This window comes from Burkholderia sp. WSM2232 (genome assembly GCF_000472545.1).
Classification (GTDB): Bacteria; Pseudomonadota; Gammaproteobacteria; order Burkholderiales; family Burkholderiaceae; genus Paraburkholderia.
On sequence record NZ_AWZV01000040.1, the window covers coordinates 1 to 16,126 of the forward strand.

11 protein-coding genes are annotated in these 16,126 nt (G+C 63.9%); 5 read left to right on the plus strand and 6 right to left on the minus strand.

All coding sequences use genetic code 11. The features are described 5' to 3' along the window. Both F757_RS34210 and F757_RS0127400 read right to left on the minus strand, forming a co-directional pair. On the minus strand, positions 1-680 hold a 680-nt coding region (locus tag F757_RS34210; protein ID WP_035467498.1), incomplete at its 3' end, for a phage late control D family protein. Positions 681-1,396: 716 nt separating this feature from the next. Then, positions 1,397-2,317 carry a recombination-associated protein RdgC gene (locus F757_RS0127400; protein WP_027214171.1) on the minus strand — a complete coding sequence of 307 codons (921 nt, stop codon included), beginning with the start codon at positions 2,315-2,317 and terminating at the stop codon, positions 1,397-1,399. A 236-nt stretch (positions 2,318-2,553) separates the two neighbouring features. On the opposite strand from F757_RS0127400, the gene F757_RS0127405 reads away from it, so the two are divergent. After that, the gene (locus tag F757_RS0127405; protein WP_027214172.1) at positions 2,554-2,886 is read left to right on the plus strand and encodes a hypothetical protein; all 333 of its coding nucleotides are present in this window, start codon (positions 2,554-2,556) and stop codon (positions 2,884-2,886) included. A gap of 49 nt (positions 2,887-2,935) precedes the next feature. On the opposite strand, the gene F757_RS0127410 is transcribed toward F757_RS0127405, so the two are convergent. After that, on the minus strand, positions 2,936-3,781 hold the full coding sequence (locus F757_RS0127410; protein WP_027214173.1) for a glycosyltransferase family 2 protein: 846 nt from the start codon (positions 3,779-3,781) through the stop codon (positions 2,936-2,938). 291 nt (positions 3,782-4,072) lie between these two features. Between F757_RS0127410 and F757_RS0127415 the strand changes: the two genes are divergently transcribed. Next, the gene (locus tag F757_RS0127415; RefSeq protein ID WP_027214174.1) at positions 4,073-5,344 is read left to right on the plus strand and encodes an O-antigen ligase family protein; all 1,272 of its coding nucleotides are present in this window, start codon (positions 4,073-4,075) and stop codon (positions 5,342-5,344) included. A 113-nt stretch (positions 5,345-5,457) separates the two neighbouring features. On the opposite strand, the gene F757_RS0127420 is transcribed toward F757_RS0127415, so the two are convergent. Next, on the minus strand, positions 5,458-6,537 hold the full coding sequence (locus tag F757_RS0127420) for a glycosyltransferase family 4 protein (RefSeq protein WP_027214175.1): 1,080 nt from the start codon (positions 6,535-6,537) through the stop codon (positions 5,458-5,460). Positions 6,538-6,696: 159 nt separating this feature from the next. Here F757_RS0127420 and F757_RS0127425 point away from each other — a divergent pair, with 159 nt between their 5' ends. Continuing rightward, positions 6,697-7,713, plus strand: coding sequence for a glycosyltransferase (locus tag F757_RS0127425; RefSeq protein ID WP_027214176.1), 1,017 nt, complete (start codon positions 6,697-6,699; stop codon positions 7,711-7,713). A gap of 194 nt (positions 7,714-7,907) precedes the next feature. Here the strand turns inward: F757_RS0127425 and msbA are convergent, their stop codons facing one another. Beyond that, on the minus strand, positions 7,908-9,701 hold the full coding sequence (gene msbA, locus F757_RS0127430; RefSeq protein WP_027214177.1) for a lipid A export permease/ATP-binding protein MsbA: 1,794 nt from the start codon (positions 9,699-9,701) through the stop codon (positions 7,908-7,910). Between the two features lie 546 nt (positions 9,702-10,247). Here msbA and F757_RS0127440 point away from each other — a divergent pair. Then, positions 10,248-11,018 (plus strand): glycosyltransferase family 2 protein, encoded by a 771-nt coding sequence (locus F757_RS0127440; protein ID WP_027214178.1) that lies wholly within the window; start codon positions 10,248-10,250, stop codon positions 11,016-11,018. Positions 11,019-11,034: 16 nt separating this feature from the next. Here F757_RS0127440 and dnaE read toward each other — a convergent pair whose 3' ends face one another. After that, positions 11,035-14,634 (minus strand): DNA polymerase III subunit alpha, encoded by a 3,600-nt coding sequence (gene dnaE / locus F757_RS0127445; RefSeq protein ID WP_027214179.1) that lies wholly within the window; start codon positions 14,632-14,634, stop codon positions 11,035-11,037. Between the two features lie 586 nt (positions 14,635-15,220). Between dnaE and F757_RS0127450 the strand changes: the two genes are divergently transcribed. Then, entirely contained in the window at positions 15,221-16,084 is an 864-nt protein-coding gene (locus F757_RS0127450) for a sulfurtransferase (RefSeq protein ID WP_027214180.1), read from the plus strand. The last annotated feature ends 42 nt before the right edge of the window (positions 16,085-16,126 follow it).

The following is a 16,126-nucleotide window of genomic DNA, read 5'->3' on the forward strand; positions in this document are numbered from 1 at the left end:
AACGACTGCGGAACCGTCTGTGTGTGCGTCTTCAGCGCCGTCACCGCCTCGACGCCGCCCGCCTCGAGCCCCGCCGTCTCCCGGTATGGCGCGATCAGTTGCGGATCGTAGACATAGTGGTCAATGTCGTCGGCAAACACGATCTGGTCGCCGTACTCCGTCTCGACCATGAAGCAGTAGATACCCGCCTTCTGCATGAGCATGTGCACATAGAAGAAGTCGGTCATCTGGTACTGGAAGCGCCACCGGTGCGCCGGATACCCGCTGCGCAAGCGGAACGACATCTGATGGTCGCGCATGCCATGGCCGCGGAGGATTTCCCGGATGATCTGCGGTGTGCTCAGGTGCTGGAAGGTCTGCGTGTTCGTGACAGCCTGGAGTCGCCCGAAATGCGACTTCAGCACGAGCTCGTACCTGGTGAAATCCTTCGTGGTCTGCACCGTCGAGAAGCGTTCGATATACCCCGAGAACTTGCGCACCGGGCCGCTGTGAGGCCTGATTGTGAACACCGCATCGCGGCTCAGGTAGTCCGCGCGCGCAAGCTGCTGCGCATGGGTGAGCACGATGCGCACTTCATTCGGCTCGCCCATTTTTTCGGTTGCCTCGAACGACACGACCGAGAGCGCGGCGGCGCTGCCGGTGCCCGGCACATCCAGAAAATACGCCTGCTGTCCCGTCATGCTCTGGATTAACGGATCAGACTCTGCCACTCCCCGCCCCCTGAAAAAGACCAGCGACACACATTCCGCTGCGAAATTGTTAATTGACCATTCAATACTAATCAGGTCAACTTAATTAATTTGAGACAGACGATTCTTGACACAGCTTTACAAAAAACAAGGCGGCCAGTTTTTAACGCAGAAGAATGGACTTGGCCAGGTACCTTCGCGCAGTGAGCCGTCGCTTTCCAACTCTTCCATCGTCGATGGCGGGGCGGATGCGCGAGAACCCCGGCGGCTGGCGCTTCATCGCACTCATGCCGGACCGCAGCGAGGGTCAGGCGCGGTCACACTCCGGGCGGCGTTCACGCGTCCCCCTTTTGAACAGGTAGCGGAGCGCAAGTCAACGCTGATTGCTTGACTCGGCATGCACAGAGCCGGACAGGCCGGAGCCATCGTTCAGAATAAGGCCGTGATTCGCAGCGCCGAGTTTATGGGGCGGCGCTTCGCCGATGCCATTCAAAGCATTTCCCCTCACCATATCCCGTCCAAGATGCCTTCCGTGGCCCATGTTAGGCATGGCAGAAGTTACTCACAGAATCCGTTGAAAACACTGTGGACAACTACCCCGCAATCGCCGCAACTCATTGAAGCGCTGGCCGTTTCCGCAGAGAAGCGGAACTTGGGCAGCGAGGCCGCCCCTTTTCCTCACGCGGCCGTCGGCCTGAACCGTCGCTTCAGGCCGCCGCCTGCAGCATCCCCTCGCCCTGCTCGCCGCCCAGCGCATCGAGCAGATCGCCGAGCATCCCGTCGAGTTCTGCGGTCATCAGCGTGACGTCCGAATCGAAACGTTCGTCGTCGTTCTGGGCGGTCGGGTCGCCCGCTTCCTTCAACACGTCGAGCGGGGCAATGCGCTTGATCGTCAGCGAAGGCGTCAGCACGAACGACACGCGGTCCTTCCATGTCATCGCGAGGCGCATGCATTGCTTGCCGGCCTCGATATGACGGCGCATATCTTCAGCATCCAACGTATGTCCGACGTAACGGACCGTCGCGTTGCCTTCCGTTGGCGAGCGCAATTCCGTGTCCTGATCGACGGTGAACCCGGCCGGACCCTCGCCGGAAAGCAACCACTCCGTCATCGCCGCAACCGGCGACTGCGCGACGCGCACCGTGCCGAGCGGCAACTGATCGATCGACTTGACCAGCAGGCCGCGCACTTCGTCCGCGACCGCTTGCGACGCAGCGTCAATCACGAGCCAGCCATTGCGGCAATCAATCCACACGCGCGTGTCGCGGCGAATACTGAAGGCACGGGGCAGGAGTTCGTCGGTGACCTGCTCCTTGAGCTCGCGCATCTGTTTGCGGCCGGGCTTGAAACCCTGCTGTTCCTCGAGTTCGGCCGCACGGGCCTTGGTCACCTGCGTGACGACCGAAGCCGGCAGCAGCTTCTTTTCAGCGCGAAACGTGAGCAGCATCTGGCCGTTGAGCGCGTACACGAGCGAGTCGTTATCGCGCGGCGACGCCCAGCCGTGGCTTTGCATCTCGACACTGTTGCCGGGCGCGAACGCGTGCGGCGCAAGCCATTTTTCCACTTGTTCCGGAGTAACGGACCACGGCGCGGGAAGGCGGTGAAGCTGGAGGTTTTTGAACCACATAGGCGAGGTGTCTGACGGGCAAAGCGCGTCATTCTATATGACGGCGTGCGTCGGGCGAGCGCACTGGCCGATTGGCCGATGTGCGCCCGGGTTCGAGAAAATGCCGCGCAGGCGGCGAAACCACGCCGCCACCGGCGTGGCGAAACCACAGTGGTTTTGCGGGACGCGTGAACGAGCGCGCTTCGCGACGAAATCGCCTAGACTTTTTGATATGCGCGATGAAGACGGAGGCGGCTATGGCCGACGCAACCGCAGCCTGGCAAATGGTCGAGTACGAGGGCTTCGAGATTCACGCGGCGCCGATGCCCAAAGATGCGCCTGGTGAAGCCGGTATGTCCAACGCGCCGCCGCACACGGCGGTCAACCGCTACACCTATGTGGGGTATGTGTGTCATCCGGGTGCCGATCCGTCGATTCCGGGACACGCGGTGTCCTTCCACGCGGACGGCGAAGAAAGCTTCGCCAGCGAGGACGATGCGCTATACGAGGCCGTGCACGTGGGCCGCAGCATCGTCGACGGGACGCATCCGGACCTGACTGTGCTGCCGCTCGTCACCGGCGGAGTGTGACGCGCATCGCCGCATCGCCGCATCGCCGCATCGCAATCATTCAACGCGATCAGCCGAGCGCGCGCTTGATCCGCGACTTCAGCAGCGCACGCCGCAAAGCTCCGCTCAGCTCGGGCTGGCTCACCGCCGGCCCACCCACGACAGCCGTGCCGCGCCGCAAGTAGAAGCGGTCGAATGTAGCCTGCGTCATACCCCACTTGTTCAGGAACTGGCGGCGGCCGTCGTTCTTGACGATCTTGCCGGTGCTCTTCTGCTGGAAGTGATAAACGAGACTGTCGCCGACGCCGAGGAACACGCGGCAGCCGGCATCCCACAGCTTCATCGAAAAATCATTGTCGCTGCTCATGCCGGGGCTCAGTTCACTGCTGTACCCGCCCAGCTTGTACCACCAGTCCCGATGCACGAGCGTGGGCGGCCAGGTCGCGCCCCGCCAGTCGGCACGCACGAGCCGCGGCGTCGCGGCGACCAGTTCGCCGCAGCGGAACGTCCCGGCGTCGCGGCCGAAGTTCTGCACGACCACACACGGATTGCCCGAATCGACCGGTTCAATCATGGTGCCCGACAGCATGAACAGGTTGTCGGCGGGCATTTGCGGCAGGCGCTTGATCAGCGCTTCGTCCCAGCCGGGGCAGCAATACATGTCGTCGTTCATATAGACGATGTAGTCGCGCGTGGCACGCGCCGCCGCAATGTTCACTGCATGACAGATACCGATATTGCCCGGCGACGCGGTGTGCTCGATTCCCTCGTCGCGCACCCAGGCGAGCGTGCCGTCGGAGCCGTCGTTGACATGCACGATGATCTGGTGCTCATGCGTCGAATGGCGCCGCAGGCTTTCCATTACGAGGCGCAGGTACGGCAGGTTATTCCACGTTGGGATGATGATCGAGAACATCGGTTGTGTCCGTTGGGCGGGCCGGCGCAGTTGCGATTGCATGCCGGCCATTTGTCTGGCCAGGATTGTACCGCTCATGCACGCCAACAGCAGGCCGCTCGCCACGGCACCGCTTTCCGGACATTCCCGCCACGTCGCGCGGCGGATTCGCGCACGCCCTCGCGCAAGCTTTTTGCAAGGCGGTGCACGGTTATAATCGCAATCGCCCTACCGTCTTAAAAATACCCAACGATGGATCCGGCCCTTCGCAGTTCCATCCGGAACGGTAGTGTCAATACAAAACGTCACCCTATGATTTTTGCACCCAGTCTGGTCTGGCTGACCGCCGCCCTGCTGTTTCTCGCGCCCGCGGTCAATCTCGTATGGCGCGGCGGTACCGGTTACTGCTTCTTCGCAATTCTGGCTCTGGCGTTAGGCGCCGCTGTCGCCAATCGCCGCACGCCCGGCTATTTTTCAGGCTTGCGCACTTACCGTTGGTTCACGATCGGCATGCTCGCGTTCGTAGTCGCCATCGGCGTTCAACAACTGCTGTTGGGCTACTGGCTACCGAGGCAATTCGACGCATTGTCGCGCTTCATGCTGGCGCTGCCGGTCTTCCTACTGCTGCGGCAATTGCCGTCGCGGCATCTGCGGATGATCGGCTGGGGCTGTGCTGCGGGGGCGCTCGCCGTGGGCCTGTGGGCAATCGTCGATCAGCCGGCCGGCGGCTGGACGGATGCGAATCGTCTGAACAACTCTTACACCAACGCGATTCCATTCGGTGATACCGCGCTGTTGCTGGCCTTTCTGTCGGCCTTCACGCTCGGCTGGGACGGTCCGCGCGACTGGCGTATCGCCGGCGTGCGCCTTCTGGCTCTTGCTGGGGGCGGCTACGCGTCCTATCTGTCGGGCACGCGCGGCGGCTGGCTGGCTGTGCCGGTGTTCGTCGTGCTGCTCGGCATGCAGTATCGGTGGTTCGCGCACAAGAAGCGCCTGCTGGTGGCGAGCGTCGCAATCGCGATTGCGGCCGCCTCGCTGCTTTCGACGGAGCGCATCCAGAAACGTCTGAGTGAAGCCACCACGGACTTCTCGATGCTGCATCAAGGCGAGGACTACACCTCGGTGGGTCTGCGCCTGCAGTTGTGGCACGCGTCGCGAATGATCTTTTCACAGCACCCGGTCTACGGCATCGGCAAGGGTCACCTGATGAGCGAGCTGGGCACCATGGCAAAGCGCGGTGAGGTGAAGAGCGACATCGTCAACGAGCGCGCGCATAGTGACTTTTTCTCGACGCTCGCCGAGATGGGCGCCGTGGGTGTGGCGTGTCTGCTGCTCTTCTACTATGGAATCTCGGTCTATTTCTGGCGTCACCGCAACTCGACCGACGCCGCCATCCGCGCCGCCTCGTACTCGGGACTGGCGGTCGCGACGAGCACGGTGATCTTCGGGCTGACCATCGACGTGCTCGTGCCGATCATGGTGACGGTGCTGCTGGCGCTGCTGGTGGCAACCTTCCTCGCGGTGATCGATTCACGCCAACGCGAACTGCGCGAGCTACGCGAATTGAACGGATCGAACGGATAGAACGGCTTCGAGCGCTTCGAGCGCCCGGAGCTGATTGAAGCGTTGCAGCGAAGCCGGCGCGCATGCGGGAAATGCGCCCGCTCCCGGCGCAGCCCGCCCCGAGCCGGCTACTCTCAACGCGTGAACAGCTTATACAGCGCGGCGACGTGCGCGTCGACGTCCGGGTTATAGACGAGGCTCGCGAGCGGGTCCGCGATTCTCGCCTTGCCTTGCTGCACCCGTTCGAGCGCCGCGTGAATCGCTCGCTCGAAACTCCCCGCCGAACGCCGCGAGAATTCGATCTTCGCGTCGCCCTTCACGGTTTCCGCCGCGCCGACGTTGTCGGCGATCACGAGCGGCGTGCCGCACATGACCGACTCCACGCCGACAAGCCCGAACGGCTCATACTCGGACGCGACCGCGGTGAAGTCGCCCGCGGCGAATAGTTTCTCGATCTCGTTGCAGTAGCCGACGTAACGAATCGTCTCGCCGGTTCGCCGCACCGGCCGCCCGGCCACCGCGAGACAAACCGGCAGCGTGGTCTGCGAAAAAAACGCCTCCAGCAGCGGATAGCCTTTGCGCTCGTGGCTCGTCGACGAAAACACGAAGATCACGCGGTCTTCCGGCAAATGAAAATGCCGGCGCACGGCGGCGCGCGCCTCTTCCGTGAGCGGCTGGAAGCGTTGCGTATCCACCGGCGGATAAATCACTTCAATCCGTTCCGCAGGTACGCCGTAAAACCGCTGCAACTCGCGGCTCATCAACTGCGAATGCGCGACGACCGAACGCGCATGCGTATAGACGCGCCGTTCGAGTTCGAACTGCCACTGGTCGCTGCGGCGCACCGCACGGCCCGAAGCTTCCAGCGAACCGGGATGGGTGCCGCCGCAGGCCACGACGTCCGCCTGCGTCGAATGGTTGATCGAAAACACACAGGCCGGGCGGCGCCGCTTCAGGCGCTGCTTGAGGCGCCAGTCAAAGGCGAGATTGCGCAGTTTGCGAGGCGCCCAGCGCACGTTCAGCCGTTTCGCGTCGACCCATGCCGCCTCGGGCAGCGAGCGGTCGATTTCGCGGGCATAAAGGGTAGGACGCACGCCCATTCGGTGGAGGCCGGCGATCACATCGCGCGTGTAGCGCTCGGCGCCGCCGCTGTTTTTCAGCGCCTGCGCGGTCAGCGCGATGTCGGTGAGGGATGGGCGGGTTGGCTCGGACAAAGATCGGATCTCGCTGATGTGAGGACGCGCGCCGGCGGCGGATGCGCCGCGCGCAGGTTTTGCGGCAAGCGTAATTCTAAACGATGACTAACGGCGCCCGGCATCGTGCACTGCCGCCAGCGATTAGAATCGACCCTGATCGCACTTTTTACCGAATTTATGACCGATAGCCCGCCGCGCCCCTCGCCCGCTGCTGCACAACGCCCTTTGGTGTCGATGCTGCTCGTCACCTACAACCAGCAACAGCAGATCGGCGATGCCATTAAAGGAGCGCTCGCGCAAACTTACGAGCCGCTCGAAATCATCATTTCCGACGACGCCTCGAGCGACGCCACGTTCGCCGCCATTCAGGCAGCCGTGGCCGGTTACGAGGGACCCCATCAGGTGGTGGTGCGCCGCAACGCGGTGAACCAGGGCATCAGCGCCCATCTCTCGCAACTCGCGCAGATGGCCCGCGGCGAGTTGCTGTTCGTTGCCGCCGGCGACGACATCTCGGCGCCCAATCGCTGCGAGCGGGTCGTCGACTTCTGGCTTGCCCACGACCGGCGCCCCGATCTGATTGCCACCGATCTCGCCGACATGGACGAAGCTGGCAATGTCCACGAGCGCATGAGTCCTACGGAACTGGACCGCTATCGCAGCTTCGACGACTGGCTTAAGGAGCGTCCGTGGCTCGTCGGCGCGGCGCATACGTGGTCGCGGCGGCTCTTCGAGCGCTTCGGGCCGATGTTGCCGGGCACGATGGCCGAAGACCAGATCATGGTGCTGCGCGCGATCCTGTCCGGCGGCGCACTGAGCCTGCGCGAGCCGCTCGTGCGGTATCGGCGGGGCGGGCTGTCGGGCAAGCGCCGCTATAAATCGGTGGCCGAACTGGTCGGGCGCATGCGGCAAAGCAATCTGTATGGACTGGGAGAACTCGCGCAATTGCAGCGCGACGCGGAGGTGGCGGGTGTCGGCGAACGCATGCGCGTGGCGATGGCGCCCAAGCTCGCCCGCGAGCAATTCATTCGTGCGATGTTCGAGGCGGGCAGTCTCGCTGAGCGCGTCGGACTGGTTATGCGCAGCGCGGGCGTGAAGCTCGGCCTGCGCATCAGGATGTTTCTGTATGTGAGCTGTCCGGCGGTTTATGCGCCTGGTCTGTGGGTGAAGTGGACGTTGCGCAAAAGGCGGGGCTGATGCATTGCGCGAAGGGGTACGAGCCTGGGCGAGCCGGCGCGCGCGTCGTGCCATGCCCGCCGAGCGCGGCGCGGCATTGTGGTTACTGAATCGCCCCGCCGGCGAGCCGCGCAAGCGCCCGCGCCGCGTCAGGTCAGCAACGCCTTAGCGCGTCCCCGGCACACTACGCGGCGCGCGGCGCCGCCTGCTCAGGCTCACGCCGCGTTCTGCTGGAACTGGATCCGATGCAGATGCGCATAGAGCCCGTTCTGCGCCAGCAGCTCGCGGTGGCTGCCACTCTCGACGATATGCCCCGCCTCCATGACGAGGATGCGGTTCGCGCGCTCGATAGTGGACAGCCGGTGGGCGATGACGAGCGTCGTGCGGCCCTTCATCAGCGTTTCGAGCGCGGCCTGCACGTGGCGCTCGGACTCCGAATCCAGCGCGGACGTGGCTTCGTCGAGAATCAGGATGGGCGCGTCCTTGTAGATGGCGCGCGCAATCGCAAGACGCTGGCGCTGGCCGCCGGAGAGCATCATGCCGTTGTCGCCCACGAGCGTGTCGATGCCGTTGGGCATGGCGTCCACCGTGTCCCACAGGTTGGCCGCGCGCAGCGCCGCATTGACCCTGTCGCGGTCGGCGGTCTGGCCGTAAGCGACGTTGTTGGCCACCGTGTCGTTAAAGAGCACGACGTCCTGGCTCACCATCGCGATCTGGCTGCGCAGCGCGTGCAGGTCGTATTCGGGAAGCGCGACGCCGTCGACGAGAATCTCGCCGCCGGTCGGATCGAAAAAGCGCGGCAGCAGATTGACCAGGGTAGTCTTGCCGCTGCCCGACGGACCCGCCAGCGCGACCATTTCACCGGGCGCCACCCTGAACGACACCTGGTCCAACGTGTGGCGATTGTGCGTGGCGTTGGTGCTGTACGTGAACGAGACGTTGCGGAACTCCACCTCGCCGCGCGCGCGCTCGAGCGGCCTGCCGCCGCCCGCAGGCTCGGCCGGTTCGTCGATCAGGCCGAAGATCAGCTCGGCCGCCGTCATGCCCCGCTGCAGCGGCTGGTTCACGTCCATCAGGTGCTTGAGCGGAGAAATGATCAGCAGCATGGACGTGACGAACGCGACAAAGCCGCCCACCGTGGTCTGATCGGACGACGACTGCACCACCGCAATCGTGATCACGACTGCAAGCGCGATCGACGCAAGGAACTGCGTTAACGGTTGAGCCAGACCGCCGGAGACGGTCATGCGCATCGCATAACCCCGCAGGCGCTTGCTCATCGACGAAAAGCGGTCCATCTCGTACTTCTCGCCGTTATGGACCTTGACCACCTTGTAGCCGCCCACCGTCTCTTCGACGATATAGGACAGCTCATTGGTCAGCATCTGATGCTCGCGGTTCAGCCGCCGCAGCCGGCGATTGATCTTGCCGACCAGCCAGCCGATGCCCGGCAGCAGCACCGCGACGATCAGCGTGAGCCGCCAGTTCAGATAGAACAGATAGCCGAGCAGGAAAATCACGGTAAGCGAGTCGCGCACCAGCGTGACCATCACGCTCAGCAGCACGTTGAGAATCTGGTTGACCTCGAAGACGATCGCGTTGATCACCGTGCTCGCGGTCTCGCGCTGGAAAAACGCGACGCTCGTGTGGATCATGCGGTCGAACATGCGCAGCCGCAGCTCAAGCAGAATCTTATTGGAGACGTAGGCGAGCAGATAGCCGGACGCGTATTGCGACACGCCGCGGATCAGCGCGAGGCCGATCACGGCGACCGGCACGAACCACCTCGCGTTGTCGCTGGCATGGGCGCCGAAACCCTTGTCGAGCAACGGCTTGAGCAGCGCGGGAATTGCCGCGTCGGTGCCCGCGCTTGCGGCCATCGCGAGAATGGCGCCGACGATCACCCACATGAGCGGCTTGATGAACGGCCATAAGCGCCGGAAAACGACGGCGGGCGACGACCCCTCGCCGGCACCGATGGGTTTGCTTAACGTTGGCTTCGCGCTCAAGGAATCCTCTGGGAATGCGGTACGAGCTTCGCGGCGGCGGCTGGCTGCCCGGGCGCGAAGATCGAAAAGGAGCATTGTAAACGGTTGAGGTTGACGGACGGCTGACGTTTTGGCCGCCGTGCGGCGGCGTGCGCTGCGACTGCGGGGCGGATGGGTGGCAGTGGGCGTATCGGTCGATGCGGGGGTTGGTGCGGGGGTTGGTGCGGGGGTTGGTGCGGGGGTTGGTGCGGGGGTTGGTGCGGGGGTTGGTGCGTGGGTTGGTGCGCGGGTTGGTGCGGGGGTTGGTGCGGGGGTTGGTGCGGGGGTTGGTGCGGGGGTTGGTGCCGGGGTTGGTGCGTGGGTTGGTGCGCGGGTTGGTGCGCGGGTCGGTGCGCGGGTCGGTGCGTTTGTCGGCGTACGCGTGGATAGGGATCGTGCCGCATCGGGCGCATGGGCCGCATGGGCCGCCCGCCTACCGGCGTGTGTATACTTGCGCGACCCGCGCGCTCTAGCGGGCGATCCATTGCGTCGTTCTACTCAGGCCACTCGCGATTCAGCACGTCAGGTATGCAAGAAAACACTCTCGGTGTCGCCATCATCACAAAAAACGCCGCGGCGCGACTGGCCGAATGTCTACGCTCCGTGGCCTTTGCCGACGAGATAGTCGTGATCGACGGCGGCAGCACCGACGGCACCGCCGAGATTGCGCGCGCGCACGACGCCCGGGTGATCCAGCAGACCGACTGGCCAGGCTTTGGCCCGCAGAAGAACCGCGCTGTGGACGCACTCACGACCACGTGGGTCCTCTCGCTCGACGCCGATGAGATCGTCTCGCCGGAACTCGCCGCCGCAATTCGCGCGGCGCTCGCGTCGCCCGCCGCTGACGTTTATGCGGTGGACCGCCTGTCGAGTTTTTGCGGGCACTGGATTCATTACAGCGGGTGGTATCCGGACTGGATTCCGCGCCTGTTCAAACGCGGCGCAGCCCGTTTTTCCGACGACCTCGTGCACGAGCGGCTTGTATTCGACACGCCAGCGCAACGCTTGAACGGCAAGCTGATGCACTACTCGTATGAGGACTTCGAGACGGTGGTGCGCAAGCTCGACGCATATTCGAGCGCCGGCGCGTTGCAGCGCCACGCGGCGGGCCAACACGGCAGCTTCGGCAAGGCGCTTGTTCGCGGCGCCTGGGCGTTCGTGCGCACCTATCTGTTGCGGAGAGGTTTTCTCGACGGCCGCGCCGGCTTCATGATTGCGGTGTTCAACGCTGAAACGGTGTACTACCGGTTCCTCAAGCTCGCGCGGCTCGCCGAAGAGCCACGCTCGCAGTCGCGTTAAGCGGGGCGCTCGCCCCTCAATAGACAATCTCGATGGCGCTGCCGGCGAATTGGCCGCGCAGGTCGGCGAGCAACTCGTCGGTCGGCTTGACGCGCCACGCGTCGCCAAGCCGCATTTCTCCCTCGGCATTCTCGCTGCGGTACACGATCTGCACGGCGAGTCCATTTGGAATCTGCACCGGCTGACGCTGACGGCCGTTGTCGCCGCCGTAGCCGCCCTGGCTGCCGTTGCGGCCACCGCCGTTGCCGCCATTGCCACCATTGCCACCGCGTGCGGAAGCCGCCTGCGCCGCCGCGGCTTGCGGCTCGTCCTTGCTTGCGCTGTGGGCCTCGAGAACGCGCCGCAACGCCAGCGCGTCCGCGTTGCCGTTCATCTTCACTTTCACGGCCTCGGCATAGCGGCAGCGCGCGCGGCCGAGATCCATGACCGTGTCCACGGTGAAGCGAATGCCGCCGGTAAACGCGTCGTTGCGCGCCTGGCCTTGCACGACCAGTAGCTCGTCTTCCCTGAACAACTGCTTGTTCGCTTCGTACGTCTCGTTGAACACGGTCACTTCGCATTGGCCGGTGCCGTCGTCGAGCAGCGCGATCATCATCTTGCCGCGCTGGGTCATCTGCGTGCGCAGCGATACGACGATGCCCGCGACCAGCTTGTCGCGCCCCTCTTTTAGCTCGCCGATCTTCTGGCGCACGAAGCGGCGCACTTCGTCCCTGTATGCGTCGAACAGGTGGCCCGACAGGTAGAAGCCGAGCGCGGCCTTCTCTTCCTGCAGCTTCTTCTTTTCGGGCCACTCGGGCTCGTCGACCAGCTCGTGCCCTTGCGAAGGCGCATCGCCCATGTCGAAAAGGCCGGCTTGCAACGCGTTCGCGCTGGCCTGCTCCGCGGCTTCCATGGCGAGCGACACGGATGCGATGAGTTGCGCGCGGTTCGCGTGCAGGCTGTCGAATGCGCCCGCGCGAATCAGCGCTTCAACCGTGCGCCGATTGACGACGCGGCGGTCGATCCGGTTGCAGAAGTCGAAAATGTCGATGAACGGGCCGTCTTCGCGCGCCCGCAGGATTTCCTCGATCGCGTTCTGGCCGCTGCCCTTGATCGCACCGAGTCCATAGCGGATGGTTCGGGAGCGCTTGCCGTCCGCTTCCGCGACGGGCTCGAAGCGATACGCCGACAGATTGATGTCCGGCGGCAGCACGGTCATCTTGTTGGCGATGCAGTCCTCGAACAGAATCTTGACCTTCTCGGTGTCGTCCATGGCAAGCGACATATTCGCCGCCATGAATTCCGCCGGATGGTGCGCTTTCAGCCACGCGGTGTAGTAGGCGAGCAGCGCGTAGGCCGCCGCGTGCGACTTGTTGAAGCCATAGCCCGCGAACTTCTCCATCAAGTCGAAAATTTCGTCGGACTTCTCGCGCGTGAGGCCGTTCTTCGCCGCGCCTTCCGCGAAAAGCTCGCGGTGCTGCGCCATTTCTTCGGGCTTCTTCTTGCCCATCGCGCGGCGCAGCAAGTCGGCGCCGCCCAGCGAATAGCCGCCGATGATCTGCGCCATCTGCATCACCTGCTCCTGGTAGACCATGATGCCGTAGGTCTCTTTCAGAACAGGTTCGACGCGCGGATCGGGATACTCGACCACCTCGCGGCCGTGCTTACGCGCACAGAAGCTCGGGATCAGGTCCATCGGGCCCGGACGATACAACGCGACGAGCGCGATGATGTCTTCGAAACGGTCGGGCTGCGCGTCCTTCAGCATGCCTTGCATGCCGCGGCTTTCCAGCTGGAACACGGCGACCGTATTCGCTTTCTTGAGAATCGAGAAAGATGCCGGATCGTCGAGCGGCACTTGTGCAAGCGACCAGTCTTTCTTCGACGGATCGAGGCGGCGGATATAGCGCTCGGCCCAGTCGAGAATGGTGAGCGTAGTCAGGCCGAGAAAGTCGAACTTGACGAGGCCGACGGCTTCCACATCGTCCTTGTCGTACTGGCTCACGACGCCGCTCTCGTCGCCCTGCGTGTACAGCGGGCAGAAATCGGTCAGCTTGCCGGGCGCGATCAGCACGCCGCCCGCATGCATGCCGACGTTACGCGTGATGCCCTCCACGCGCTGCGCGAGCTCGAGCAGCTGGTGCACTTCGTCTTCGTTGTCGAAGCGCTCCTGCAGCAGCGGCTCTTCCTTCATCGCGTCGGCGATGGTGACGTGCTTGCCGGGCTTGAACGGAATCAGCTTTGCGATGCCGTCCGTGAACATGTAGCCGAGATCGAGCACGCGGCCGATGTCGCGCACCGCCGCCTTCGCCGCCATCGTGCCGAAAGTTGCGATTTGAGAGACGGCGTCCGCGCCGTATTTCTCCTTCACGTACTGGATCACGCGGTCGCGGCCGTGCTGGCAGAAGTCGATGTCGAAGTCGGGCATCGACACCCGTTCCGGATTCAGGAACCGCTCGAACAGCAGGTTGTAGCGCAGCGGATCGAGGTCCGTGACGCCGAGCGCATACGCGACGAGCGAGCCCGCGCCCGAGCCCCGGCCGGGGCCCACCGGCACGCCGTTGTTCTTCGCCCAGTTGATGAAGTCCGCGACGATCAGGAAGTAGCCCGGAAAGCCCATCTTGATGATCGTGCCGCACTCGAATTCGAGCCGCTGGTAATACGTCTCGCGCTGGGCGGCGCGCTCCGCTTCGTCGGGATACAACTGCGCGAGACGCGTTTCCAGGCCCTCTTTCGACAGATGCACGAGGTAGTCGTCGAGCGACATGCCGTCGGGTGTCGGAAAGAGCGGCAGTTTCGGCTTGCCGAGTTCGAGCGTGAGGTTGCAGCGCCTGGCGATTTCGACCGAATTGGCGAGCGCCGACGGAATGTCCGCGAAGAGCGCAACCATTTCGTCTTGCGTGCGGAAATACTGCTCAGGTGTAAAACGCTTCTGACGCCGCGGATTGGCGAGAATGTCGCCTTCGGAAATGCACACGCGCGCTTCGTGCGCGGTGAAGTCGTCGGGCGTCATGAACTGCATGGGGTGGGTGGCCACGACCGGCAGTTTCAGCGACGCCGCGAGCGCGACCGCCTGCTGCACGTACTGCTCGCCACCCGGCTGCCCACAACGCTGCAACTCGATGTAGAAGCCGCCCGGGAACACCTTTGCCCAATGCAACGCGTTGCGCTTTGCCGCCTCCTGATTGCCCGCGGCAAGCGCGAGGCCAATGTCGCCCTGCTGCGCGCCCGACAATGCGAGCAGACCCTCGCCAAGGCCGGACTCGAGCCAGCCGGCCTCGACTTCCGCGCGGCCGCGATACTGGTTGGTGAGCGAGGCCTTGCTCAGCAGCTCGCACAGATTCAGATAACCGCGCCGGTCTTTTACCAGCAGCAGCAGTCGCGAAGGTTTGTCGCGATCGTCCGGATTGGTGATCCAGACGTCGCAGCCGGCAATGGGTTTGACCCCTTTGCCGCGCGCTTCCTTGTAGAACCGGACGAGCCCGAACGCGTTGCCGAGATCGGTCAGGGCGAGCGCCCCCTGACCGTCTTTGGCGGCCGCCTTGACGACGTCGTCAAGACGCACGATGCCGTCGGCGATCGAAAATTCGGAGTGGAGGCGGAGATGGACGAAGCGGGGATCTGACATGGGCGACATTGTAACTCCACCCTCCCGCAGATTTCAGCGCAAAACCGCGCGCTGGCCATTCGGGTTAGGACACCGTCGACTCCCGCTGATCGGCCGCGATTTTTTGCGAGCTACCACGGCCGCGTGCGCAAACCAAGCGCGCCAGTTCGCCCGGCGTTTGCGCTAGCGCAAAGCATCGTCCATTCGGCTAGCTCGGGAAAAACGCCGGGTTGAGGGATAATATGGGTTTCGCCCAATTCGACGTGGCTGCCGCACAGGGCAGTGTGGGCGGTTCGGGGCCAGTGCAGGCATCCTAGGGCGCTTCGGGCAAACGACCAGGCTCGTGGGCATGCTGGGCGCTCTTGCGGCTGCTCTTGCAACCTTTTGCTGCGCTTTGCCGCCGTGGGCCTGCGTGCCGGGACCGCGTGCCGACCGCTCGCGCCTGCTTGTCGCGTGTTTTTTGCCTGCTTGTCGCGTGCTTTTTGCGCGCTCGCTGCGTGCTTGTCGCCTGCCCGTTGGATGGTTGTCGCGTGATCGTCGCGTGGTCGCCGCCCCACCGCATTCGCGCCACCACCAGGCCCGGCCTGCCCATCGTCAATTACTACCGCTGACACCCATGAGTATCGTCAACCTCGCCGCGTATCATTTCGTCACAATCGAAGACACCGCCGCCTGGCGGCCGCAGGTCACTGAGCGCTGCAATGCGCTCGGCCTGCGCGGCACCATCCTGCTCGCGCCGGAAGGCATCAACCTGTTCGTCGCGGGCACGCGCGAGAATACCGACGCCTTCATCGACTACATTCGTCACGACCCGCTGTTCGAAGGCAAATTCGCGAATCTGCAATTCAAGGAAAGCCTCTCGGAGAAGCAGCCGTTCACGCGCATGCTGGTCAAGCTCAAGCGCGAAATCATTACAATGAAGAAGCCGGCCATTCGTCCGGAACTGGGCCGCGCGCCGTTTGTGGACGCCCCCACGCTGAAAACCTGGCTCGACCGCGGTCACGACGACGAAGGCCGCCCGGTCGTCATGCTCGACACGCGTAACGCGTTCGAAGTGGACGTCGGCACGTTCGACAACGCGCTCGACTATCGCATCACGAAATTCAGCGAGTTTCCCGAAGTGATCGAAGAGCATCGCACCGACCTTGAAGGCAAGACGGTCGTGTCGTTCTGCACCGGCGGCATTCGCTGCGAGAAGGCGGCGATTCATATGAAAGAGGTCGGCATCGAGCACGTGTATCAGCTCGAAGGCGGCATTCTGAAGTATTTCGAGGAAGTGGGCGGCGCCCATTATCACGGCGACTGCTTCGTGTTCGATTACCGCACCGCGCTCAATCCGCAGCTTCAGCCTACTTCGACCGTGCAGTGCTTCGGCTGCCGTGCGGTAGTAACGCCCGAACAGCAGAAGTCGCCGATGTACGTGGCCGGCAAGACCTGCCCGCAATGCCATCCGGACAGCAAGGCGGCTCGCGCGGCTTGAGCGCAGCGGCGCTTTCCGGCTGTCGGGCGCCCGTTGGGCCCG

Excerpts from the sequence above, each read along its gene's own strand:
- F757_RS0127415 (WP_027214174.1), top strand. The coding sequence starts at position 4,073 with ATGATTTTTGCACCCAGTCTGGTCTGGCTGACCGCCGCCCTGCTGTTT.
- dnaE (WP_027214179.1), bottom strand. The coding sequence starts at position 14,634 with ATGTCGCCCATGTCAGATCCCCGCTTCGTCCATCTCCGCCTCCACTCC.
- F757_RS0127450 (WP_027214180.1), top strand. The coding sequence starts at position 15,221 with ATGAGTATCGTCAACCTCGCCGCGTATCATTTCGTCACAATCGAAGAC.
- F757_RS0127410 (WP_027214173.1), bottom strand. The coding sequence starts at position 3,781 with ATGTTCTCGATCATCATCCCAACGTGGAATAACCTGCCGTACCTGCGC.
- F757_RS0127400 (WP_027214171.1), bottom strand. The coding sequence starts at position 2,317 with ATGTGGTTCAAAAACCTCCAGCTTCACCGCCTTCCCGCGCCGTGGTCC.
- F757_RS0127440 (WP_027214178.1), top strand. The coding sequence starts at position 10,248 with ATGCAAGAAAACACTCTCGGTGTCGCCATCATCACAAAAAACGCCGCG.
- F757_RS0127425 (WP_027214176.1), top strand. The coding sequence starts at position 6,697 with ATGACCGATAGCCCGCCGCGCCCCTCGCCCGCTGCTGCACAACGCCCT.
- F757_RS0127405 (WP_027214172.1), top strand. The coding sequence starts at position 2,554 with ATGGCCGACGCAACCGCAGCCTGGCAAATGGTCGAGTACGAGGGCTTC.